The 23237-nt window shown below is 73.5% G+C and carries 18 protein-coding genes; 6 read left to right on the top strand and 12 right to left on the bottom strand.

The features are described 5' to 3' along the window. Positions 1–39: 39 nt before the first annotated feature. The 11 genes from ACGFZ2_RS27845 to ACGFZ2_RS27795 all read right to left on the bottom strand — a co-directional run bounded on the left by ACGFZ2_RS27845 (position 40) and on the right by ACGFZ2_RS27795 (position 15760). On the bottom strand, positions 40–1998 hold the full coding sequence (locus ACGFZ2_RS27845) for a hypothetical protein (RefSeq protein ID WP_393458505.1): 1959 nt from the start codon (positions 1996–1998) through the stop codon (positions 40–42). A gap of 84 nt (positions 1999–2082) precedes the next feature. After that, positions 2083–5127: a DUF6519 domain-containing protein gene (locus ACGFZ2_RS27840; protein ID WP_393458503.1), complete on the bottom strand. Its 3045-nt coding sequence runs from the start codon at positions 5125–5127 to the stop codon at positions 2083–2085. Between the two features lie 5 nt (positions 5128–5132). Then, positions 5133–7376, bottom strand: a complete 2244-nt coding sequence (locus tag ACGFZ2_RS27835; protein WP_393458500.1) for a phage tail protein — start codon at positions 7374–7376, stop codon at positions 5133–5135. After that, positions 7373–9847: a hypothetical protein gene (locus tag ACGFZ2_RS27830; protein ID WP_393458497.1), complete on the bottom strand. Its 2475-nt coding sequence runs from the start codon at positions 9845–9847 to the stop codon at positions 7373–7375. The genes ACGFZ2_RS27835 and ACGFZ2_RS27830 overlap by 4 nt, the downstream gene beginning before the upstream one ends. Next, on the bottom strand, positions 9844–12435 hold the full coding sequence (locus tag ACGFZ2_RS27825; RefSeq protein ID WP_393458494.1) for a hypothetical protein: 2592 nt from the start codon (positions 12433–12435) through the stop codon (positions 9844–9846). The genes ACGFZ2_RS27830 and ACGFZ2_RS27825 overlap by 4 nt, the downstream gene beginning before the upstream one ends. After that, positions 12432–12806, bottom strand: coding sequence for a GPW/gp25 family protein (locus ACGFZ2_RS27820; protein ID WP_393458491.1), 375 nt, complete (start codon positions 12804–12806; stop codon positions 12432–12434). Before ACGFZ2_RS27820 ends, ACGFZ2_RS27825 begins: the two co-directional genes overlap by 4 nt. Then, on the bottom strand, positions 12807–13127 hold the full coding sequence (locus ACGFZ2_RS27815; RefSeq protein ID WP_357460549.1) for a hypothetical protein: 321 nt from the start codon (positions 13125–13127) through the stop codon (positions 12807–12809). Continuing rightward, a complete protein-coding gene (locus ACGFZ2_RS27810; protein ID WP_393458488.1) occupies positions 13124–13621 on the bottom strand; it encodes a phage baseplate assembly protein V in 498 nt (165 codons plus the stop codon). Before ACGFZ2_RS27810 ends, ACGFZ2_RS27815 begins: the two co-directional genes overlap by 4 nt. A 40-nt stretch (positions 13622–13661) precedes the next feature. Beyond that, positions 13662–14795 carry a hypothetical protein gene (locus ACGFZ2_RS27805; protein WP_393458485.1) on the bottom strand — a complete coding sequence of 378 codons (1134 nt, stop codon included), beginning with the start codon at positions 14793–14795 and terminating at the stop codon, positions 13662–13664. A 1-nt stretch (position 14796) separates the two neighbouring features. Further along, the gene (locus ACGFZ2_RS27800) at positions 14797–15063 is read right to left on the bottom strand and encodes a hypothetical protein (RefSeq protein ID WP_393458482.1); all 267 of its coding nucleotides are present in this window, start codon (positions 15061–15063) and stop codon (positions 14797–14799) included. A 43-nt stretch (positions 15064–15106) separates the two neighbouring features. Continuing rightward, positions 15107–15760 carry a hypothetical protein gene (locus ACGFZ2_RS27795; protein ID WP_357460538.1) on the bottom strand — a complete coding sequence of 218 codons (654 nt, stop codon included), beginning with the start codon at positions 15758–15760 and terminating at the stop codon, positions 15107–15109. 206 nt (positions 15761–15966) lie between these two features. On the opposite strand from ACGFZ2_RS27795, the gene ACGFZ2_RS27790 reads away from it, so the two are divergent. Then, a complete protein-coding gene (locus ACGFZ2_RS27790) occupies positions 15967–16749 on the top strand; it encodes a BTAD domain-containing putative transcriptional regulator (protein WP_393458478.1) in 783 nt (260 codons plus the stop codon). Positions 16750–16782: 33 nt separating this feature from the next. On the opposite strand, the gene ACGFZ2_RS27785 is transcribed toward ACGFZ2_RS27790, so the two are convergent. After that, positions 16783–18042 (bottom strand): Gfo/Idh/MocA family protein, encoded by a 1260-nt coding sequence (locus ACGFZ2_RS27785; protein WP_393458475.1) that lies wholly within the window; start codon positions 18040–18042, stop codon positions 16783–16785. A 149-nt stretch (positions 18043–18191) separates the two neighbouring features. On the opposite strand from ACGFZ2_RS27785, the gene ACGFZ2_RS27780 reads away from it, so the two are divergent. From ACGFZ2_RS27780 to ACGFZ2_RS27760, 5 genes are all read left to right on the top strand, one after another. Continuing rightward, positions 18192–19433, top strand: coding sequence for an ABC transporter substrate-binding protein (locus ACGFZ2_RS27780; protein WP_393458472.1), 1242 nt, complete (start codon positions 18192–18194; stop codon positions 19431–19433). A 62-nt stretch (positions 19434–19495) separates the two neighbouring features. Next, positions 19496–20401 (top strand): carbohydrate ABC transporter permease, encoded by a 906-nt coding sequence (locus ACGFZ2_RS27775; protein ID WP_393267132.1) that lies wholly within the window; start codon positions 19496–19498, stop codon positions 20399–20401. Beyond that, positions 20398–21297, top strand: coding sequence for a carbohydrate ABC transporter permease (locus ACGFZ2_RS27770; protein WP_393267134.1), 900 nt, complete (start codon positions 20398–20400; stop codon positions 21295–21297). Before ACGFZ2_RS27775 ends, ACGFZ2_RS27770 begins: the two co-directional genes overlap by 4 nt. Continuing rightward, positions 21294–22298 carry a hydroxyacid dehydrogenase gene (locus ACGFZ2_RS27765; protein WP_393267136.1) on the top strand — a complete coding sequence of 335 codons (1005 nt, stop codon included), beginning with the start codon at positions 21294–21296 and terminating at the stop codon, positions 22296–22298. Before ACGFZ2_RS27770 ends, ACGFZ2_RS27765 begins: the two co-directional genes overlap by 4 nt. Before the next feature lie 55 nt (positions 22299–22353). Then, positions 22354–23235 carry a Gfo/Idh/MocA family protein gene (locus tag ACGFZ2_RS27760; RefSeq protein ID WP_393267139.1) on the top strand — a complete coding sequence of 294 codons (882 nt, stop codon included), beginning with the start codon at positions 22354–22356 and terminating at the stop codon, positions 23233–23235. The last annotated feature ends 2 nt before the right edge of the window (positions 23236–23237 follow it).

The raw sequence follows: 23237 nt of genomic DNA, 5'->3' as shown, positions 1-23237 counted from the left end.
CTCCCGACGGGTCGGTGTCGGGCCCGGGGCTATCCCCGGTCAGCCGAACTGGACGGCGTCGAGATCGAAGACCCGGGTGGCCTCACCGGAACCCGTCTGGTTGTTGGCGGTGTACCGGGCCGCGAGATGACGGCCGTCCACACTCCACGACATCGCCAGCGCGGGTGCCGTGCCGAGCCGGAGACGGGGGGCACCCGTCGCGGCCTCGACAACCTGCACCTCCCTGTGCACCACTGCCAGCCACCTGCCGTCGGGGCTGAACACCCCGGGGCCGGACGCCTCCACCCGGTACCGCTCGCTGCCGGTGGCGGCGTCGAACACGATTCCTCCGATCGCGATCAAACGCGAGTCGTGGCTCCACGCGGCGTGGGAGACGGGGTTGCCCTCGATCAGCGTGGTGACCCGGTCCCCGGTGGCGGCGTCGAACAGGTACCCACCGTTGTCGGTGCCCACCAGCATCCGCTCGCCGTCCGGGCTCAGCGCGGACGCCCGGGTGCTGAACACCTCGGCGCTGGACCGGATGTCGCCCGTGCGGCCGTCGTGGATCGACAGGCCGTGCGCCAGCCAACGGTCATCGGCACTCCAGTCGAGACGGCGGTACCAGGGGGCGGCGCTGCTCCAGCGCACCTGCCCGTCCTTGGCGCTGCGGACGCTGATGGACGCGTATTCGTAGCCGCCCGGCGTCCGTATGTACGTCATCAACGCGACCCACTGGCTGCTCGGGCTCCAGGCGTAGGTCACGACGCCGTCGCCGAGATTGGTGAATCGGCAGCGTTCGGACCCGTCATCGACCTTGACGACAACCGTGCCGTCGGTGAGCCACCGCCCGTTGGGGGAGAACGTCCCGCGGGGCAACCGGCACCGGTTGCCGGTGAACGTCTCGTAGACCGCTGCGTCGCTCCACGAACCGGTCGCCACCCACTGCCCGTCCGGGCTGAGGTTGAGCAGTTCCGTTTCGGTGCCGACCTGATGCAGGTCGATGTGGCAGACCTCCCGCACGGTTTCCATGCTGTAGACGCACACCTGTCCACCGTCACCGGCGGCGACGACCCGTGATCCGACCCGGCTGAACACCACCTCCCGTACCGGCTTGTGCTGCTCGAGTTCGCAGCGTTCGGTCCCGGTCGCGGGGTCGAACATCACCGCCCGGTCGGCGCCCGTGGCCACCCACTTGCCGTCTCTGCTCCAAGCCACGGCGAAGGCCGGTCCGCCGTGGGTGTATCCGAACAGACCGGCGCCGGTGGCCGTCTGGAACACCTGGGTGATGCCGTCCTCGCCGGCGGTGGCCACCCACTGTCCGTCAGGGCTGAAGGCGACGGCGTTGACGGGGCTTGCGTGGGTGGCGCGGCTGACCTCGCGGCCGTCCGCCATGTCGAAGACCCTGGCTGTCGCGTCATCACTGCCGGTCGCCAGCCACCTGCCGTCCTCGCTCCAGAGGACCATGTTCACCGCGTCGTCAAGCGTCAGGCGGTGCCGCTCGGCTCCGGTCGACGCGTCGTGCACCCGCACCGTGCCGTCGTCGCCCGCGGTGGCGATCCACCGATCGTCGAGACTGAGGGCGACGTCGGCGACCGGGCCGTTGTGCGTGACCCGGAAGCGCTCGGCACCCGTCGCCACCTCGAAGACCCGGGCGGTCTCGTCTTCGCTGGCGGTGGCCATCCACCGGCCGTCGCGGCTGACGACGACGGCATTCACCGCCTTCTCGTGCCTGACCTGGCCGCGCCGGTCACCCGACGCCGCATCGAACACCTCTGCCGCACCGCGGCCGGCAACGGCGACGAATCTGCCGTCACCGCTCACCGCCACGTCGTTCACCGCGGCGATCGCTGTTCCCGCGCGGTCGAGACGTGTGAGTGTCCGTCCCGTCCCGGCGTCGACGATGTCCGTGAACCCACCCTCGTGCGCCGCGACGAACCAACGCCCGTCCGGGCTGCACGCCACGGCACGCACCGGGAACCCCGTTTCGTGTACCGCCACCGTCTTGGCAAACCATCTCATCGAACAAACTCCTGATCTCTGCTGCCGGGCAGTCGTCGTCTGCTCACACGTCTCGCCAGGCCACTGCGGACACGACTCGACGGGTCACTTCGTCACCATGAACCACTGGGAGTGCTGCTGGCCGTTGTTGACGTGTCGAACCGGGTTGCCCCCGCTGGTGATCGCCCAGCCCTCGACGACCAGCCTTCCGGGGAGCTTGGGGGGACCGGAGGCCGAGCTCAGCTTGCTGGGCAGCTCATTCGTCAGCCATGTGCGCAGCTGGGTGTCGGGGGACCACTGGATCACCCTGGCGCCGGCGGTGGTGATGGTCGCCGCCGTGGTGATTTCGAGGGGCCGCCAGAACCGCAGGTTGGTCACGGTGATCCACGGATGCTGCTCGCCCGTGACGGGGAACGGCAGGTCGAAGTAGATGTGGACGACGGGGTTCCCAGTGACGGTGGCCGTGTCGATGTCGGCGTCGAGTGCGATGTGGATGCCTTTGGCGAACTTGGCGGCCGGCACGTCCTGCCCGTTCTGAAGTTTCTCGGATGTCCCGATGAACGACACGCTGGTGATGGCGATACCGGGCAGGGTCTTCTGCGCGGTGACGGTGACCGGAGCGCGGGTGTCGCCGGGCATGGCCAGGCTCAGGGTGTCGGTGGCCTTGGCGGGGTCGGGTTGCCACCAGAATTCGGCTGCGCCCTTGTCGGTGGTGGTGGCGGTGTCGGTGGCGCCGGGGAGGGTGGCGGGTGGGGTGTCGCCGGTTTTGCGGGCGACGAGGGCGCCGCCGGTGGCGGTGGCGGTGACCTGTTGGTTGGCGACGGGTCCGCAGGGGCTGTCGACGATGACGCGGACGGGTTGGGGGAGGACCTTGTCCTCGGGGCCGAGGTGTTGGCCGTCGCCGCCGAGCAGGCGTAGTTCCTTCCGCTGGGACAGGCGGTTCAGTGCCTCCTTGACGGTGGTGACGCCGTCGAGGGGCGGGCACTGCGCCGGCGACGTCCAGGTGATCGATCCCGCGTCGGTCGCAGCGGGCGGCGGGGTGGGCAGGCGTTGCGCGGTGACGGTGACCGGGGCGCGGGTGTCGCCGGGCATGGCCAGGCTCAGGGTGTCGGTGGCCTTGGCGGGGTCGGGTTGCCACCAGAATTCGGCTGCGCCCTTGTCGGTGGTGGTGGCGGTGTCGGTGGCGCCGGGGAGGGTGGCGGGTGGGGTGTCGCCGGTCTTGCGGGCGACGAGGGCGCCGCCGGTGGCGGTGGCGGTGACCTGTTGGTTGGCGACGGGTCCGCAGGGGCTGTCGACGATGACGCGGACGGGTTGGGGGAGGACCTTGTCGTCGGAGCGGAGGTGTTGGCCGTCGCCGCCGAGCAGGCGTAGTTCCTTCCGCTGGGACAGACGGTCCAGCGCGTCCTTCACGGTGGCGATACCGTCGAGCGTGCCGCAGCTTCCACCTGGTGCCCACCCGACCTCGGACGCCACGCTGAGGCGTCCCGTCGCCACGACGGCGGGCGGGGCCGCGGTGGCGATGTCCGGGTCGAGGGTCGCCGTGAGGGTCTGCGTCGTCGCGCCCTGCCGGTCGAGCTTCCAGGTGACCGCGGCGATCCCGTCCCGGTCGGTGGGCACCGGCCCCGACACCGCCGTGCCGTCGGGCGTGGCGAGGAGCCCGCCGGCCGCCTCGAAGCGCACCCGGGCGCCCTGCACCGGCTGCCCGCTGTTGCGCACCATCACCCGTACCGGTGCGGGAAGCCGCTCACCCGGTCGCGCCTCCTGACCGTCCCCACCCGCCAGGTCGAGGGTGACCACGTCCCGCGCGACCAGGCTGGAGGTGGGCGGGAACAGCCGACGGCAGTCGGCGTCGAGGGTCCACCCGTCGGCGGCCCTGGTGAGGATGGCCAGCGCCACGACGTGGCGGGTCGGGCCGGCCGGCGGGCACGCCTGCGGTGACCCGTCGGCTCCGGTTGGCCAGGTGATGGTGCCGGCGAGGGGGGTCGTCCCGTACACGTGGCGCGCGGCCCGCGCGGGGATCAGCCAGTGGTCACCCGTACGGTAGACGCCGCCGCCGGGGAAACGCACGACGATGCCGCCCTCCAGGTCCAGCGGTCCGGTGTCGACCGGGCGCGCCGGCCCCTCCCACCGGCGGACCAGGGGCGCCCGGCCGAGCGCGGGGAACGACTCGGGTCCGGCGGCGGTGAACCGGACCTGGAGGCGCAACCCCTGCGACGTCGTCACGGTGGCCAGGAATCCCGGGTGGCCGGCGAGTTCCCGCTCGGCGCTGGTGACCTCGACGGTGTCCTCCCGGCGGATCGACAGCTCCTCGTCGCGGCCCTCCCGGTCGACGACGAGTTCCGCCGACGTGCCGTCACCGAGCCAGGTGAGCGCGGTGAGCCCGGCGGCGACGCTGCCGTTCTCCCGGGACCACAGGAACGTCGGCCGGGCCGGCGACCCGTCGTGGATCTGCACCCGGTAGAGCTGGTTGTCCAACCGGCGGTACGTGCCGTCGGGAACGTGCGGATCCGGGTCCTGGTCGGACTGGCTGTTCCGCAGCGCCGCCGACATCGTGCCCCGCGCCTCGGTGAACCGTCCCTGCCGGCGGACGTCGTCGCAGCCCTCGCCGATCCCGATGTCGGCCAGCCGCACCCGCCAGGCGGTCTGGGCGCGGGTGGTGGTGTCCGGGCCGCCCAGCGCCGGTTCACGCAGCGACGGTTCCTCGTCGGCGGTGACGTGGTGGGTCCACGTGTCGAGCAGGGCGGCGTACCGCCCGTTGCCCGTCGGTTCCGGTTGCGCGCCGGCCGGACCCCGGGCGTACGGCTGGTCGTCGAGCGGCCAGCCCTCGGCGGCGGCACGGGCTGACGGCGGTGGAACCGGTGACTCGACCAGTACGCCGTCGACGTAGTACCGGCCGGGGGTGATCCGCAGGTCCGTCCACGGGGTTGCCTTGGGATCGGCGCCGGCCCGGTCGACCACGGCGAACCCGGCCCCGTCGGCCGGGCCGGCGCTGGGACCGACGACGTCGCGGGTGCGGATCTCGTCGTGGTAGGCGGTGATCTCTGCCTGCTCGTTCCAGTCGGCGTCGAGCAGGACGCGCCCCTGCTGCAACAGCACGGAGCGGTAGGCGCGCCGTGGCACGAAGGTCCAGCGGGTGAAATCTCCCTGCATGTGGTTCAGCTCCCGAAGACTCCGAGGTCCAGTCCGGCCGGTGCGTGCGGCGCGAGGTGCCGCCGGGCCGCCGCGCGCCGCAGCGGCCGGCCCAGGTGGTGGTGCACACCCATCTCGGATCCGTCCTCACCACCTTCGGTGAGGGCGGCCGGGCAGTCACGGGCCAGCGCCAGGTACATGGGCGAGCCCGGGTCCTGCACGGCGTACACCGGCGGGCCGGCCGTGCCGGTGTCGTCCGGCGGGTGGCAACGGAACCGTTGCGGACCCCGGGAGCCCGGGCCGGCGTAGCAGTAGCGCAGGCAGCCGACCTGCCGGTGCTCGGCCGTGAGGCGTCCGTCGAACAGGCAGTTGCCGGCGTCGACCGACCGTACCGACACCGTGCCGCGGATGGTGCTCCCCTCGGCCGACAGATGCGCACCCTCCGCGGCGAGTGCCACACCCTCCCCGGTGTCAGCCGCGTCCGTGACGCACTCGCTGACCGCCAGCAGCGGCACGACGGGCGCCAGCCGGACCGACCCGACGACGCTGCGGACCAGGCTCACCCGCAGGTCGCGGTGGCCACCGGCCGGGTCGTCGGCGACCGTGAGGCGCCCGGTGAGGGTGCACTGGGAGACGGTCAGCGCGGTGAGCGCGCCGGGTGCGACGGTGACGTCACCCTCGACCAGGAAGCCGTCCAGCACCAGGCTGCTGCCGGCACCGCCGGTCACCCGCAGACCGCCGCGCAGGTGCGGGCGCAGGCCGTCGGGCACGTAGACGCCCGGCGTCGGGTGCGGCACGCCCTCCGACCGTCCGCTGTCCGGCCACGCCGCCGCGACCAGGATCAGCCGGGTGGCCGCCGGGATCCGAACGTCCAGGTCGCCGAGGTAGGAGGCGTTGTCCCCGACCGACACCACGTACGTCGCGCCCATCGCCTGACCGGCGTCGGTGCTCCACGCCTGCTCCGCGCGGGCCAGCGCGTCGGTGACGGAGGGGACGGCCAGCACGGAGGCGGCGGCGTCCGAGCGTACGGTGACCTGGCCGGCGACCTCCCGGCGACCCCGGTACGGATCGGCGGCGAGCACCCGCGCGTGCACGTCGGAGCGTTCGTAGGTGCCCGCCCCGATGTCGGCCAGGCTTCCGTAGTGGTAGCGGACGAAGACCTCGTCCGGCGCCGTCGCCTGCCCGTCCCGGTAGACCCGCAGCCGGCCCTCGACGGCGTCCACACTCACCTGCGTCCCGGCCACCGGGGCCAGTTCCTCCAGCCCGGCGACCCGTAGCCGCTCGGGCGGCAGCGGATCACCCGTGCGCCCGACCCGCACCCCGATCGGCAGGGTCTCCCGGGCGCCGGTCCCGCCGCGGGCCGCGGCCAGCATGGCCAGCAGCCGGCGGGGCCGCAGCGGCACCGGCAGGTGTTCCTCCCGCGTGAGGTGCTCCGTCCCGTCGCCGGCTGGCGGCGCGGCGAACAACGGGGTCCGGCGGCCGAGCGGGTCGATCCGGTATTCGTCCCCGACGAGCCGGGCCTGCGACCAGAGCGACGGGTGGGTGCTCCGGTCGGGGTCGCCGGAGCCGCCGCCCGCCGGCTCGGCGGGACCGACGCCGTAGGTGCGCAGCGGAAAGAGGAACACCCCGACGCGGGCGAGGCCGTGCCGGCCCCGACCGTCGGCGGTGTTGCGCACCTGCGGGGTACGGGGCAGTGGGTCGAGCGCCCCGCCGGTCGGATCGATCAGTTCCGGGGCGGGTGGTGTCCGGTCGCGCCGCAGATCGTGCCGGGCGCCGACGAGGTCCAACCGGGCCGCGTCGCGCAGCGAGGCGACCGCGGGGCGTTCCGGCCGGGCGTTGACGAGGTGGGCGGTCGTGGTGAGCAGCCGGAAGTACTCGACGGCGACGGCCGGCCAGCCGGTGGCGTCCCGGGCGACCTGCTCCAGCACCGTGAGGGTGCCCTTGCGTCGGTGCCGGGCGACGGCGTTGGCGACCAGGGCCCTGCGGTTGCCGTCGACGCCGGGACCGGCCGGCAGCGGCTCCGCCAGGCCCACCAGGTCGGCGAGGTGGGGCAACGTCCGGTCGGTGCAGGTCTCCGCGAACCAGTCGTCGTAGAGGTCCGTCAGGTCCCCTTCCAGCACGTCCAGGTCGACGGCGACTGCGGACAGCAGCGCCCGCAGGACGCCTCCCCCCTGCTCGTCCAGGCCGCGCAGGTGGTCGGGGAGCAGGGCCAGCAACCGCTCGGTCGTCCGGTTGGCCTCGCCCGCCAGGGCTCCGATGGGTACGTTCAACGCGACATCGCCTCGATCCGTACCTCCTCTGGGGCCAGGTGCGGCAGCTGCGCCGGCCGGATCCTTCGGCCGTCCCAGTGGGCCGGCAGCGGCACCAGCACGTCGTCAGCGGTGCCGGTCGGGTCCGCCGGGCCGACCGGCACCAGCCGCGGCATCGTGCACGCGACGACGCCGGCGACGGCGCGGACCACCACCAGCACCGCCGACGCCGTGACCGGGGCGTCGAAGTCGGTCTGCGCGGCGCCGAACCGCCGTCGCAGCACCGCGGCCACCTCGTCGCGGACCACGGGCCACCGGTGGCCGGGGTCGGGCTGCACCTCGACGCGCACCCCGAACCGCACCACGTCCGCGCGGAGCAGGACCAGCGGCGGTTCCGGCGGGCGGAGCCCGGCCAGCGCGGCGGCGAGGTCGGCCAGCAGGCCGTCGCCGACGGGGGACGCCCCGACGCCGACCAGCGAGAGGACGATCCGGTCCCGGTGACCGTCCGTCACCAGGTCGGCACGGGCACCGCCGACCCCGGCGAAGCCGCGCGCCAGGTCGGCGTGGTCGGCCACGGACACGGCCCGGTCGAGCACACGGGTCCGCACCGGGAGACTGCGCCGGGTCTCGGCGAGCGACTCCGGTGGCCCCCAGTCATGGGACGGGGCCGGGTTGGTCACCTCGCGGATGCCGGGCGGGCGCCGCAGCAGCAGGCTGACCTGCCCGGCGTCCACCGCGCCGTCGGCTCCCATCCCCACCCGGTACGTCGCGACGAGGTTCTCGACCCCGGTCGGCGGTCGCGCCCCCTTGACCCCGTCGCCGAAGACCACGACGGCCGTGCCGTCGGCGTTCTCCCGCACCAGGTAGACCCGGTCCTGCGGCCCGGCCGCCGCCAGCGACGGCACCTGCGTCCACGTCACACCGTTCACCTCGAGGGTGAACGTGCTGACGGTGCCGTGCGCCGTGGGGGCCCGTACGTGGGTGAGCGGGCCCCGCCGGGTGGCCACCTGGGCGAACGGGCTCTGCCCGTCCCCGCTGCCGAGCACCTGGGTGACGGTCTCGCCGTGGTCGGCGGTGACCACATTGCCCCGGACGCGCACGCTGTCCGGGGCGTACGTGCCAACGAGTTCGCGGTCGAGCACGACGCGTATGTGCCGGCCGTCGGGCCGGACCTCGCAGCCGAGGATCGTGGCGGCTTCGACCCGTTCGGTGCCGGTGGCCGTGTCGAAGCCCCGTAGCTGGACGAGGCGGCCGGCGGGCAGCGGTGGGTCGGTGGGCATGAGGTCCACCACCCGGCCGGCGACCGGAGCCGTCCGGGGCCGCCACCGGGCGGGTAGCTCCACCGGAAGGTAGTGCACCAGGGTCCTGCGCCGGTCGAACGACGGCGGCGGTCGGTGACCGGTGGCGATCCGCACCCGGGTGATCCGACCGCTGATGCCGTACCGGGTGGCGGCGGAGGGGACCACGGAGACCGCGCGGTACACCGCGCGGAGCCCGGGCTGCTCCAGCAGCAGCAGGGAGCCGGGCAGCAGCCGGGGGTGGTCGCCGTCGAGTTCGAGCACGTCAGGTTCGTCAGCGAACACCTCGAAGCCGTCCCGCCGGCCGTTGCCGGCCTCCGCCGGCACACCGCCGAGCAGACCCGCGTCCGGCGCGTTCCAGCCGAAGAGCGGGCTGTTCTCGGTGAGGACGTGCACCGTGGCGTCCCCGGCGGGGGCCGGGTCGGCGTCGTCGGGCGGCTCCTCGCGCGGGAGCAGCCCCAGCCGGGTCCAGCCCGGGTGGCCGTCGGGGTCGATGGCGACGGCGGTCACCACCCGGACCTCGTGCTGTGGCGGGCCGGCGTCCGCCGCCGGCCGCCCGCTGTCCGTGACCGGTGGCTCGGCGAGGAGCAGCACCGGGTCGCCCGGGCGTACGCCCGCAGCGGTGCCGGGGATCCACAGCGCGGTCGCCCCGAAGGACGGCTGCTGCGGTTCGGCCGCCACGGCGGGTATCTCGTTCCACCCGGCCCGGGCGTCGATCGTGGCGTCGGTCTCGAAGACCTGCGGCTGCTCGCCCTGGCGGGGCACGGTCTGCACCGGGGTGCCCGGCGGCACCGTGACGACGGGCGGCGCGCCCGGCGCGTCCTCCACCTCGAAGGCCAGCTCGACCTGCGCAGAGACGCCGGGCGCCAGTTCGTGCCCGAAGGCCCGGGCCAGTTCCCGCACCGACCGGGGTTCGGTCGCGGCCCGCAGGAAGCCCTCCCGTGCGATGCGGGCGGTGTAGAAGGCGACAGTGTCCGAGACCACCGCCCAGCTGTCCAGCAACGCGATCAGCGGGTCCTCGGCGGGGCGGCGGGCCAGCGCGCGTACCGGTGCGGGCTGCGACTCGTCCGCCAGCTTGGCGCGCATTCGTGCCAGGGCCGCGGCGTGGCTGGACGAGGGCTGGCGGAGTTCGACCGGGTCGGGCCCTCCGGAGCCCGGCGGGCAGGCGGCCCCGGCCCCGCGTGTTCCGGTCATGAGCCACCCCGCAGCACCACGTCGAGGCAGCCGCCGTCCGGCGCGTCCGGGGTGCTGCCGCAGCGCAGCACCTCCCCGCCGTCGGCGTCGAGGCGGCCCCGGGCGATCGCCGCGAGCATCTCGGCGTCGCCGGCACCGCGCCGGCCGAACCGCTCGACCCGCACCGAGGTGACCGCGGGGACGGACATGGCCGCGGCGACCAGGTCGCTCAGGAACAGGGTCCGCGTCACCGACAGGTTCTCCGGGTGCAGCGGCCCGCGACCGCCGTCGGGAAGCAGCCGGGCGGTCAACATCTCCCGCACCTGCCGTTCGGTCGCCGACCAGGGCTGTCCGGGCGCCAGGCAGCACACGAGACGGATGTCCAGCGGCACCGTCACCACCGGGGCGAGCGCAACGTCCACGCCGGCCATCCGTCTCGTCTCCAGCCTGCGGGCCACCCGGGCGAGGACCGCGCGGTCCGCCGCCGCGGCCGGGACGGGCTGCACGGTGACCTGTTCGACGTACCACGAGCCGACCCATCGCCGACGGGCCACCGCCCGCCGCACCGCGCGGTCCTCGACCGCGCAGGCCGCGTGGTCGGCGGACGTCACGGCGCGGAGCTGCTGGCCGATGGCGTACGGCGCCAGCTCCCGGACCTCCGCCAGGGGTTGCGGGTCGGTGCCGCCGGCGGCCGGCAGGGGATTGGTGACGGCTATCGGCGGCCCCGACCCGGCACCGGGTGCCTGGCGGAGTCTGCGCAGGACGTCGACTCCGACGTTGCCGCGAGTGCCACCACCGAGGCGGTACCGGGCGGCGAAGGCGGTGCCGGGATGGGGGCGCAGCCCGCCGGGACGGCCGCCGAAGCGCAGCCCGGTCCACCCCTCCGGTTCCGGTTCCACCACGAACACCGGGGCGGCCGGGCCGCTGTTGAGCAGGTCGGTGCGCGGCGACCACGCCCGTACGCCGTCGTGCAGGGTCACCTGGGCCACGGCGCGGGTCGGATCGGGTCGCAGCGCGGCCGTGGCGCTCTCCCAGCCGGCGGTCCCGCCGCTGCCGTCGACGGGGACGGGGCCGGTCGGGTCGGCCCAGGCGAGGCCGGTATGCGGTAGCTGCGGCCGGTAGTCGCCGTGTGGCGGCACTCGTGGCGGATCGAGGTCGGCGTGTGTGGTCAGTCCGTGGTCGGCGAGTACGACGTTGGCCAGGGCCACCGCCGTCACCTCCGTCCCGGCCGGGCCGGGCCGGGACACCCGCAGCGGCCCGGGCAGCGCGTCGTCGGTGTGCCAGCGCAGTTCCAGGACGCTCGGGCAGGCCGAGAGGCGATCGGTGTGCGGTACCGGGTCCGCGTTCAGGCGCACCGCGTACCGTCGGGTGGGGTCGGCCGCGGTCAGGCCGGCCAGCGGGTCGGCGGTCAGGCCGGCGGCCGGGTCGGACTCGGCGAGGACGACCACGTCGCCGGCGCGCAGCCCCGGTTCGACGCCGGGTGGCACGCGGACGAAGGCCGAGGTGGCTCCGGCCGGCAGGTGGTGTCCGGGGTCCCCCCAGGCGTGCAGGTCCAGACGGTTGCGGGCCGGCGTGAGGCGGATCGGCGCGCAGGTCTCGAAGACGACCGGTTCGCCGTCGGGCGACTGCTCGGCGGCCGGGTCGACCTCGCTGCCGGCAGCCGCGCTGGCGTCCGTGACGGCGGTGCCGGCCGGCAGCAGGACGGTCGTGCCGGTGGCGAAGGCGAGCCAGGTGCGGGCGGCGCATCCCTCGTGCACGCGGTAGTCGATGAGTCGCGCGTGCCGGCGCACCGAGGTGCGTCGCCGCGCGGTGCCGAGGTACGCCTCGCCGGCGATGGCGTCCTGCCGGTAGGCCAGCCGGTCTCCGAGGTAGGCGAACAGCTCCAGCAGGGTGACCCCGATGTCGGCCGGGGAACGGTCGGCCCAGGCGGGCAGCAGCACCGCCATCCGGTCCAGCAGCCTGGTCCGCAACGCCTGGTAGTCCCGGGCGAGGTAGTCCGGCAGGGGAGATCCGGCGGGTGGTGGCGGGTCGGTGGCGGCGGATGGGCGGCAGTCGACCGTGGCCGGGCCGTCGACGGCGAACCGGAAGGACACCCGCGTGAGCGGTTCGTCGAACTCCGCGGTGGCAGGGCCGAGCAGCCGCAGTACGTACGCCGAGTCGTCACCGCCGGTCGACGTGCGTACGACGAGGACCCTGGGTCGGGACGCCTCCGGTATCGCGGCGGCCACCAGCGCCCGGTCGCCCCGCGTGACGCCGGGGGGCGGGTCGTCCTGTTCCGAGGCGCCGACGACCGCGGTGGCGGGGTAGGCCCACTCGACCCGCACGGGGTCGGCACGCACCCCGCCCGTGATCATCACGTGGGGGTCGCCCGGCCCGGTGCCCAGCCCTCCGGCGACCGGCCCCCGGAGCAGGTGCACCGCGAGGGTCCGGCGCCGGGGGGCGTCGGGAACGTGGTCGCGCGCGTCCGCCCGGTTCGCCAGCACCTCGACGAAGTCGATGCCGTCGAGGGCGGGCGCCTCCCGGCTCTCCACCAGGGCCCGCCGGGCGTCGCGGCCGGCGCGGGCGCCGGGCGGGTCCGTCGCCGCCGACGGCTCGTGCGTGGTGGTCATCCCGCCTCCGAGCGGGTGACGCGGACGATCCGGGGCTCGCCGACGGCGGTCCCGTGGCGCAGCGGGGTGTAGACGATCAGCACCGTCAGGACGGCGTCGACGGTCTCGACCGTGACTTGTTCGACCCGGATGAGGTCGCCGAGCCACCGTTGCAGCGCGGCCTGCACCAGAGCGTGCGTGGTACGCGTCAGTTCGTCGCCGCCGGGGGCGAAGACCAGCCGGTCGACGCCGGCGCCGAAGTCCGGCCGGTTCACCCGTTCCCCGTACCGGGTGAACAGCACCGTCTCGACCAGGCCCCGCAGGTACTCGTCGTCGTCGACGGCGCTGAGCCGGCCGTGCCGGTCGAGGCGCAGGGGGAAACCCAGGTGCACTCAGACCACCCGGACCCGGTTCTGCGCGGCCAGGACCAGCAGCGGCGCGCCGGTGGGGACGCAGGTCGCGGTGCCTCCCTGCACGACCAGCGGCCGGCCGAGGCTGAGTACCCGGGCGCTGCCCGTCGTCCAGACGGCGGTGACGCACGGGCCGCCGGCGCTGGCGGGCAGGGGACAACCAGCGACCGTCCAGGTTCCGGTCAGGGCGTAGGTGACCCGGCCGGAGACGGTGATCCTGGGGTTCGGGGCCGTCGGGCGTGCCTCGCCGCCGTGCGCGCAGCGGACGGTGGCTCCCTGCTGGACGAGGAATCGGAAGGTCATTTCACCTCCAGGGCGCCGTTGTTCACCGAGACCGAGGCCGGGGTCAACTTCACGCTGGCGGCGCCGATCGACAGCTCGATGCCCGCCGCCGTGCAGGAGATCCTCATGGTCGTGGTGGTCACCGGCCGGCCGACCTCGATCGTCAGGCCGCCGAGCCTCGGCACGTCGCTCAGCGTGATCGAGGCCCCCTCGGTCTTCCAGGTCTTGACGAGGGGACTGGCGGGGGCGACCGGCGCTTCCCCCGCCGCCCAGAAGCACCCGGCGAGGATCGGCAGTTCCGGGTCGCCGGCCTCGAACTCGACCCAGACGTGCGCCCCGACCGGCGGCACCGCGAACAGGCCGACGCCTTGGCCGGCGTACGGGACGCAAGGCTCCGCCCAGCTGTGGCGGGTCTCGCCCAGCACCGCCGGCACGCTGACCTGGACACGCCCGCGGCCCAGCGGGTCCTGGTTCGCGGTGACCCGTCCGCGGTACTTGCCGTAGAAAGGGGTCATCGCCGCCCCGCCCACTCGACCCGGCCCGGTGCCCCGGCGGTCACGGGCGCACCGCCGGAGCCAGCGACCCGTAGCCGTCGCGGGCCAGCGTGAACCGTTGTGTGTAGAAGCCTGGCCCCAGCTCGTGGTCGACCCGGCGGACGTACCACAGGCCGTCGTGGGACCAGCCCGCGCCGCGTACCCCCACCACGGCTCGCGGGCGCAGCACGTCGCCGTAGCGCGCCCCGTCCAGCTCGCCCTCGGCGGTGACCGCGTCGACGCCGCGGTCCACCTCCGCTTGGGCGCGGCTCAGGCCGGCGACCGGGCTGACGCCGCTGAGCCGGATCCGTCGCCGCCGGATCGAGCCCTGGTGCGCGGCCCACAAGGGGCGGGCGGCCAGGGGCGGGCGGGTGCTGACAGCGGCGGCCAGTGGCAGTCGCGTTCCGCTGCGGGGTTCCTGGAGGTCGCCGTCCACCGCCACGACCGACAGCGCGTCGGTCCGGAACCGCAGGGACCGTACGTTCGCCTCGGAGCCGGACCCGGCGGTCAGGGCGCGCTGCGGTGCTCCGGGACGTACCGGGCCCCAGTAGAAGGTGCTCGTGCCCGGCACCGGTCCGGGGCGGACGTGCGCGACGTAGCCGTGCTGGCGGGCCAGCGCCGTCAGGTGCGCGAGATCGGTGCCGTGCTGGGTCGGCACCCGCTCGACGGGCAGCGGCGGGTCGGCGGTGCGTGGTGGTACCACGTCGGCGGCGATGCCGTCGACGGCGTAGCGGGCGAGGATCGCGTGCACCTGCTGGTAGTGGTCGAGCCCCGGGTGGTCGGTGTCGACCTCTTCCCGGTCGAGCAGGTAGGAGACGTCCTCGCCGATGACGGTGAGGGTGGTGGTGGCCGTCTCCGCGCCGGGGGTGAAGTCGACGGACGTGACGATCCCGTCGACCAGCACCCGCGACACGGCCCCGAACGTCACGACCACGCTCACCCGGGCGAACGGCGTGATCGGCGCCCGTTGCAGTACGGGCGTGTCCAGGGCGGCGCCCGGGCCGGACCGTCCGGCGTCGAAGGTGAGCGTGAAGCCGGAGCGGTCGTTCTCGCGTTCGCTGACCACGACCGAACGCAGTCGGGAGGTGAGTTCTGGCGGCAGCGGTACGGGTAGGACCGGCCCGGCGAAGACCCGCAGCAGAGTTGATGCCGGCATGTCACATTCCCGGCATGGGGATGACCAGGAGGCGGCCTTCGGCGCCCGGGGCGACCAGCTCGTCGGGATCGAGCGCGGCGTTGGCGTCGGCGATCTGCCAGAAGGCCAGCGGATCACCGAGGTGACGGTGGCTGAGCAGGTCGAGCCGGTCGCCGGAGACCACCTGGTGCACCGCGACGGCGCGGGTGGGCGGCAGGCCCGACAGGAGCCGGGTGCGCAGGCACGCCACCGCGCGCCGACCGAGGGCATCGTCCAGCACCGTGGTCACGGTCGTCTCCACGTCGTCGTACCGACCCGTTCCGCCCAGCACGTCAGGCCCCCGGCAGACCACTCGACGCCGCCGCGGCGCCCGTGCGGCCCACGCCCGCCATGAGCTCCTTCGCCACCTGGTGCACGAGGAACAGCGCGTAGCCGGGGTCCGTCACCGGCAGGTCGTGGTACGAGAGCACCCGGGCGGACAGGTCGACGGAGGCTCTCGTGGGGAACAGTTCGGGGTCGAACGCCTGCTCGACGATGCTGATGCCCTCGATCCGCACCGGGAGGGCCCGGCCCGGGCCCCAGACCAGCAGCGTCAGCGGGCCCTGCGCCGGCAGAATCTCGATCGCGCCGGTGAGCAGCAGCGCCGCGTTCTCGATCATCCGGCTGCTGGGGGGATAGAGCAGCAGTTCCAGTGCGGCGAGGTGCGGCATGACGCCCATCGCCGCGGCGACCTCGTCGCCGTTGGCGAGCTGGTCCGCCGCGTCGACCTCCAGGGTCAGCGAGATGGTTTCCACCGGGGCCCCGGAGAGACGGTGCGGGTCGGCCGGGCCGGCGGAGGGCGAGTCGGGGCCGCCGCGCGGGCGGACCGTCCGCGTGACCTGGTCAGGGTTGTACTGGAAGACGATGGGCCGGGTTGCCGGGGCGCCCAGGTCGACCGCGACGACGGCACCGTGCAGGGTGCGCGGACTCCCCGGAAAGCTGGTCATGGGTGCCAGCATGAGCCCCGGTCATCAACCGCTCGTCACGACCGCGTCACACCGGCGGGTGGAGGCTGGGTGCCGCCCGTGGCGGTGGCGCCGCCGTGCGGGCCGGTCGAGGTTCCGGGTAACCGCCGACCGAAAGGGCACTTTTCGGATATAAAGTGCGTTGTCTACGGTTTGCCCGGAAATAACCCGAGTTGAGGAGTTGGCGCATGTCGCGCAGCCTGGTCGATCGCGCCGTCGGCGGGCCGGGCGCACGGCGGAGCGCCGGGGCTGTTCCGCCGTCACCGGCCTCGGTCACCCTGTTCGGCTGCTTCCGCCTGGTCGTCGGGGGCGAGGATGTCGCGCTGCCCCTCGGGGTACAACGGCTGGTGGCGTTGCTCGCCCTGCGCGGGCGGGCGGGCCGCAGCCGGCTGGCAGGCCAGCTCTGGCCCGACACCGAGGAGGACCGGGCGCTGGCGAGCCTGCGGACCGCCATGTGGCGCGCCAACCGGGCCGTTCCGGGACTCGTGGCGGGCGTCGGGCCGTCCCTGGACCTCGGCCCCGCCCTGACCGTGGACGCCCGTGACCTGGTGCGCGTGGCCCGACGGCTGACCCAGGGGGACCGGCCGGGGCCCGAGGCGATGACCTGCCTGCCGGACAACGACGCGGAACTCCTCCCCGACTGGGACGACGAGTGGCTCGTCGACGAGCGTGAGCGGATGCGGCAGCTGTGCCTGCACGTCCAGGAGGCATTCGCTGACCACCTGGCGGCCGATGGGCACTTCGGTCTGGCGCTGGAGGTGGCGTTCGCCGTGCTCCGCCATGACGCCCTGCGGGAGAGCGCCCACCGGTCGGTGATCCGGATTCATCTGGCCGAGGGCAACGTCAGCGAGGCGCGGCGGGCGTACGCCACCTGCCAACGGGTGCTGCGGCAGGAACTGGGCATCCCGCCGAGCCCGGCGACAGCGCGCATGATGGCGCTGCCGCCGGAGCGTGGCGTGCGCAGGGCGTAGGGGAGGCTTGGGGGGGCGTGTGGCGCCCCCGGGTCAGCCGGCGGGCGCGAGTGCCACCGGGGCGCCGCCGGCGAGCCGGCTGCGTTCGGCGGCGAACGCCATTCGGTGGCTGTCCAGGGACTCCTGCGGCCCCGAGCGCATCCGGGACCGGTCGCCGGTGGCCACCGCCTCCACGAAGGCCGCCATCAGCGCCATGTCGCCGCCGCCGTGGCCGGAGCCGGCGTCCGCCCCGCCGCCCCGGGTGTCGGTGGTGACGGTCTCGCCGGTGACGAAGTCGGTGACGGCGACCTGTTCGCCGTCGCCCTCCAGGTAGCCGTGGGTGCCCATGATCCGGGTGCGCCGGTGCCCGCCGGGGGTGAAGGCGCTCATGGTGAGGGTGGCGGTCGCGCCGCCGGCGAACGAGACGGTCACGCTCTGGTGGTCGGCGACGTCGTTCCCGCCGCCGTAGACGCACCGGCCGTACGGTCCGTCGTGGAGCGCGGCGTCCACTCCCGCCTCGGTCAGGTCGCGGGTCACCACCGCCAGCGGCCACTGGTGCCGGTCGGGGTCGGCAAGACAGGCGCGGTAGAAACGGGCGGCCGAGTAGGGGCAGGTCGACTCGACCCGGCAGTCGAGGCAGCGGTCGGCGGCGCCGCGCGGCCGGTTGCCGGGGTGGAAGTGGTGCAGTGCGCCGACGCTGCTGACCCGCGTCGGGGTGTCGTCGACGATGTAGCGCAGCCAGTCCAGGTCGTGGCAGCACTTGGCGAGCAGGCTGCTGGAGGAGTCCTCGGCGCGGCGCCAGTTGCCGCGGACGTAGGAGTGCGCGAAGTGCCACCAGCCGACCGGCTCCAGGTGCTCCACGCCGACGATCCGGCCCAGCGCGCCGCTGTCGACGTACCGCTTCACCGCGTCGGTGTAGCGGGTGTAGCGCAGCACGTGGCAGACGGCGAGCAGCACGCCGGTTCGCTCGGCTGCCGCGGCAACGGCCTGGCACTCGGCCTCGCCGGGTGCGATCGGCTTCTCCAGCAGGATGTGGTAGCCGAGGTCGGCGAGGCGGACGGCCGGTTCGGCGTGCTCCCGGTCCGGGGTGGCGAGGACGACGGCGTCGGCCAGTCGGGGTTGCGCGGCGAGGTCCTGCCATGATTCGAACGACGCGGACGCCGGGACGCCGTGGGCGTCGGCGAGCGCGGTGCGGTGGGCGGGCCGCGGGTCGGCGACCGCGACGACGCGGGCCCGCTCGGGGTGGCGCAGTGCGTATCCGGCGTACGTGCTGCCGCGGTTGCCGGCGCCGACGACGGCGAGGGTGACGGTCATCGGAGTCCTTCGCTATTACGGTTCTGGATCGATCTGTCCAGGTATTCACACGAACAGTAACGATGTGACCTCGGTGCATACGGGCTCTAGTATCGGCCCGGACCGTAAGTTAATGTACTGCGAACCTGACTCCCCCGGAAGGATGCGAGATGCGTGTTCGGAAGAGCCTGTCGGCCGTGGCGGTGGCGACCGTCGCCGCGCTCGCGGCTACGGGCTGTGGCGGTTCCGGCTCCGGTGACTCCGGCAAGGCGACCGTGACAATGTGGACATATCCAGCTATCTTCGACGAGGCGAAGCACCGCGCGCACTGGGACGAGACCATCAAGGCGTTCCAGGCGACCAACCCCGACATCAACGTCAAGGTTGAGATCTTCCCCTGGGCCAACCGCGACCAGGCGCTCGCCACCGCGATCGCGGGCAACAAGGGGCCGGACGTCGTCTACCTGATCCCCGACCAGCTGCCCAAGTACGCCCGCAACATCGAGCCCGTCGACAAGTACCTCGACGAGGCGACCAAGAGCGACCTGCACGCGAACGTGGTGCAGTCGGTGACCATCGACGGCAAGATGATGGGCGCCCCGATCCTCACCAGCGCCTCCACCCCGATCTGCAACAAGAAGGTCTTCGCGGCCGTCGGCGAGACGAACTACCCGACGAGCTGGAACGACCTGCTCACCCTGGCTCCGAAGTTCAAGGCCAAGGGCTACGACATCATCTCGTACGCCGGCGACGCCAAGCAGACCCTGAACCAGACCTTCTACCCGCTGCTCTGGCAGGCCGGGGGCGACGTGTTCAGCCCGGACGGCAAGTCGGTCGCCTTCAACAGCGACGCCGGGAAGAAGGCGCTGAACTTCCTCAAGCAGCTCGTCGACGGCGGCTACGTCGACAAGTCCATGATCACCGCCGTTCCGCCGATCGAGCAGACCCGCATCGCGCAGAACAAGGTCGCCTGCAGCTGGTACACGCCGGTCGCCGAGATCGAGAAGTTCTGGGGCAAGGAGAACATCCAGGTCATCCCCCACCTCACCGAGACCAAGCAGATCGGCTACGGGACCGTCGGCTCGCTGTCGATGCTGAAGACCTCCAAGGACAAGGAGGCGGCCGGCAAGTGGCTGGCCTTCGCCACCAACGCCGAGAACACCAAGAAGTACGACATCGGTGCCAGCCTCTTCTCCCCCAGGAAGTCCAGCGGTCCGCTGTATGCCAGCGACCCCGTCCTCGGGGAGCAGGAGAAGCACGTGGCCACGAGCACGGTCGGCCCGCTGCACGAGAAGGCCCGCGACGTCCAGGGCGTCCTCTCCCCGGAGATCCAGGCCGCCCTGCTCGGCAAGAAGTCTGTGGACCAGGCGCTCGAGGACGCGGCGAAGGCCGCCACTCCGCTGCTCGGATAGTGCCGGCGCGGCTCGCGGTGGGCGCACCCGGCCCACCGCGAGCCGCCGAGAAAGGTTGTCAGATGGTTGCACTACCGGGGACCCGCCGCCCGCGCATACGCGTGCGCCGCCCCTCCGCCCGCGAGGCCGGCACGGCGCTGCTGTTCGTCCTGCCGTTTCTGCTGCTCTTCGTCGTCTTCCGGTTCGGGCCGGCGATCGCCGGGGTGGTCCTCGGCTTCACCGACTACACCATCGGTGGCGAGACCAGCTTCACCGGGCTGGAGAACTTCCGCCGGCTCGTCGACGATCCCACGTTCTGGACGGCGCTGCGCGTCACGGTCCTGTTCACCGCGCTGTCCGTACCGCTGTCGATGCTGGCCTCCCTCGGCATGGCGCTGCTGACCCGCCGCGCCTTCCGCGGCGCGAAGCTCTTCCGGTCCATCTTCTTCCTGCCGGTGGTGACCAGCCTGGTCCTCGCCGGCGTGGTCTTCGCCTGGGTCTTCGCCGAGGACGGGCCGTGGTCGCGGGCCATGGGCGCGATCGGCCTGCCGGCCGGCTCCTGGCTCGCCGACAGCGTGCTGGTGGTCCCCGCGCTGGTGCTGGTCTCGGTCTGGTCCCGCTTCGGCTACGGCATGCTGATCCTGCTCGCCCGGATGCAGGACATCCCGGCGGAGCTGGAGGAGGCCGCGCTGACCGACGGCGCGTCGGCGTGGCAGCGCTTCCGGTACGTGACGCTGCCCCAGCTGCGGCCCGCTCTCTTCTTCGTCGCCATCATCGAGACCACCGTCTCGTTCCAGGTCTTCGACCTGATCTACGTGATGACCGGCGGCGGCCCCGTGCGGTCCAGCTACAGCCTGGTCTACCTGCTCTACGACCAGGGCTTCAAGTACTTCGACCTGGGCTACGCCAGCGCCGTCGGGGTCGCGCTGTTCGTGCTGACGATCATCGTGGCGCTGATCCAGCGGCTGACCCTCGGGAGGGAAGAATGACGGACACGATCACGCCCGCAGCCACCGCCGTCCCCACCCCGCCGGCGTCGCCCACGCGCGCCCGGCCGTACCGGCCCGGCCGGCCCGGCAAGGGCTGGGTGGTCGGCCGCACCACGCTGCTGCTGATCGGCGCGGCGGTCACGCTCTTCCCCTTCTACGCGATGGTCGTGCTGTCGTTCAAGCCGACCGGACCGGTCACCTTCCCGGACAGCCTGCTGCCGTGGCCGTTCTCCACCGAGGCGTACGACCAGGTGATCGGCGCCAAGAGCGTGCTGCGCTGGATGTGGAACACCGTCATCTACTCGGTGGTGTCGGTCGTCGGCGTGCTGCTGTTCGCCTCGATGGCCGGCTACGCCTTCGCCAAGAAGCGGTTCCCCGGCAAGGAGACCATGTTCTGGTCGTTCCTGGCGATGCTGATGGTGCCGTACCACGTCACGATGATCCCGACGTTCATCATCATCTCCGAGCTGAACGGCGTGGACACGTACTGGGGCATGATCGTGCCGACCCTGGCCAACGCCCAGGCGGTGTTCCTGATGCGGCAGTTCATCGCCTCGCTGCCCGACTCGCTGTTCGAGGCGGCCCGCCTCGACGGCTGCTCCGAGTGGCGGGTGTACGTCTCGATCGTGCTGCCGCTGATCAAGCCGATCCTCGCCACGCTCGGCGTCTTCGTCTTCCTGTGGCACTGGAACGACTTCCTGTGGCCGCTCATCGTCGGGCAGAGCCTCGACATGCGTACCCTCACCACCGGCATCGCCTCGCTCCAGCAGGAGAACGTGGCGCTGAACATGCTCCTCGCCGGGTCGGTCGTGGCGTTCGTGCCGATCTTCATGGCGTACCTGATCGGACAGCGCTACTTCCAGGAGGGCGTCGCCACGACGGGCATCAAGGGATGAGCGTCATCGCGGTGGCGGCCTCGCCGGAGGTCCGCGAGCTGTTCTTCGACACCGACGCCTGGGCGGCGCTGGCTCGGCTGGGGGAGGTGCGGATGCCGGCCGACGGTGCCGACGTCGGGGACGAGACCGTGCTCGCCCGGCTGCTCACCGACGCCGACGTGGTGGTCACCGGCTGGGGCACCGCGCCGCTGTCGGCGGCGGTGCTCGCCGCCGCGCCCCGGCTGCGGCTGCTCGCGCACACCGGCGCCAGCGTCAAACCGTTCGTCACCCCCGCCAGCTTCGCCCGGGGCGTCCGTGTCACCCAGGCCGGCGAGGCGATGGCGTACGCGGTGGGGGAGCAGGCGTTCGCGCTGACCCTCGCCCTGCTGCACCAGCTGCACCGCTTCGACCACGCGCTGCGGACCGGGGTCGACTGGGCGACCGCGAAGGCGGCGCCGCCCCGGCGGGAGCTGCGCGGGGCGGCGGTCGGGGTCGTCGGGGCTTCCCGCACCGGTCGGGCGTACCTCGGCCTGGTGCGGGCGCTCGGGGCGCGGGTGCTGGTGGCCGACCCGTACCTGTCCGACGGCGAGGCCGCGACGCTCGGGGTCGAGCGGGTCGCGCTCGACGACCTGCTCGCCCGCAGCCTCGTGGTGTCCCTGCACGCGCCGGTGCTGCCGGAGACCGTCGGGATGATCGGCGCGCGCGAGCTGGCCCTGATGCCCGACGGCGCGCTGCTGGTCAACACCGCCCGCTCGGCGCTGGTCGACGAGGCCGCGCTGCTGGCCGCGCTGCGCTCCGGGCGGATCGATGCCGCGCTGGACGTGTTCGACGCCGAGCCGCTGCCGGTGGACCATCCGTTCCGGCGGCTGCCGAACGTGCTGCTGACCCCGCACGAGGCGGCCGGGACGGTCGGGTCGCGGCGGCGGGCCGCCGACATCGTCGTGGACGAGATCGACCGGTTCCTACGCGGGGGGCAGCTGCGCCACGAGGTGCGACCGGAGCACCTCGATCGCACGGGCTGAGCGCGGCTGACCTGCTCTGGCGCGGCGGCAACCCGGATGAGTAGCCTCTGCGCTCATGCGCATCGCCCTCGCCGGACTGGCCACCAGTCACCCCTACACCGACGCCCGCACCCTGCGCGACGACGCGGAGCTCGTGGTGTGGGAGCCCGACCCGCAGCGGCTGGCGCGGTTCCGGGCCGAGCAGCCGGACGCGGCGGTCGCGCCGGACCTGGCGGCGCTGCTGGCGACCGACCCGGACGGCGTGGTCCTCACCGTCCCCACCTCGGACGTGCCGGAGGCGTTGGCGCAGGTGCTGGAGCGTAAGCTGCCGTGCTTCGTCAACAAGCCGGCCGCCGCGACCGTCGAGCAGCTCGACCGGTTGGAACGCGTCGTGGCGCGGGCCCCGGAGCTGGTGCTCTCCTCCTCGGTGCTGCGCTTCGCGCCGGAGTTCGTCGCGTTCGACGTGCCGCGCGACGAGGTGCTGTCGGTGCGCGCCACGGTCCGGCACGACGTCGGGATCTGGGCCACCGGCTACAACCCGTGGCAGGACGACCCGGCGGTCGGCGGGGGCACCCTGGTCATGATGGGCCTGCACGGGGTGGAACTGCTCGTCGCGCTGCTCGGGCCGGCCGTGCGGCTGGTGGGGGCCGCCGGCACCGTGCGCCGGCACCGGGGCCTGCGCTCGGAGGACACGGGGCTGCTGGCCGTGCAGTGGGACGACGGGGTGCCCGGCACGGTGGAGGTGCTCGGGGTCAGCGAGGGCGAGGCGTACGAGGTCACCGTGCACACCGCCGCGGGGGAGCGCCGGGTGGTGCTGCGCGGCGGGGCCGACGAGTTGGGCTACCGGGCCACCATCGACGCGTTCGTCGGCATGGTCCGGGGCGCCCCGAGCCCGGTGCCGTGGGCGCAGACCCGTGCGGTCCTGGACGTTCTCACCTCGGCGCGCGCCGTGGCCTGACA

This window comes from Micromonospora sp. NPDC048063 (assembly GCF_043202855.1).
Taxonomy (GTDB): domain Bacteria; phylum Actinomycetota; class Actinomycetes; order Mycobacteriales; family Micromonosporaceae; genus Micromonospora.
The sequence above is the reverse complement of the archived record's forward strand: the minus strand, read 5'-3'. Positions and strand labels throughout refer to the sequence as shown.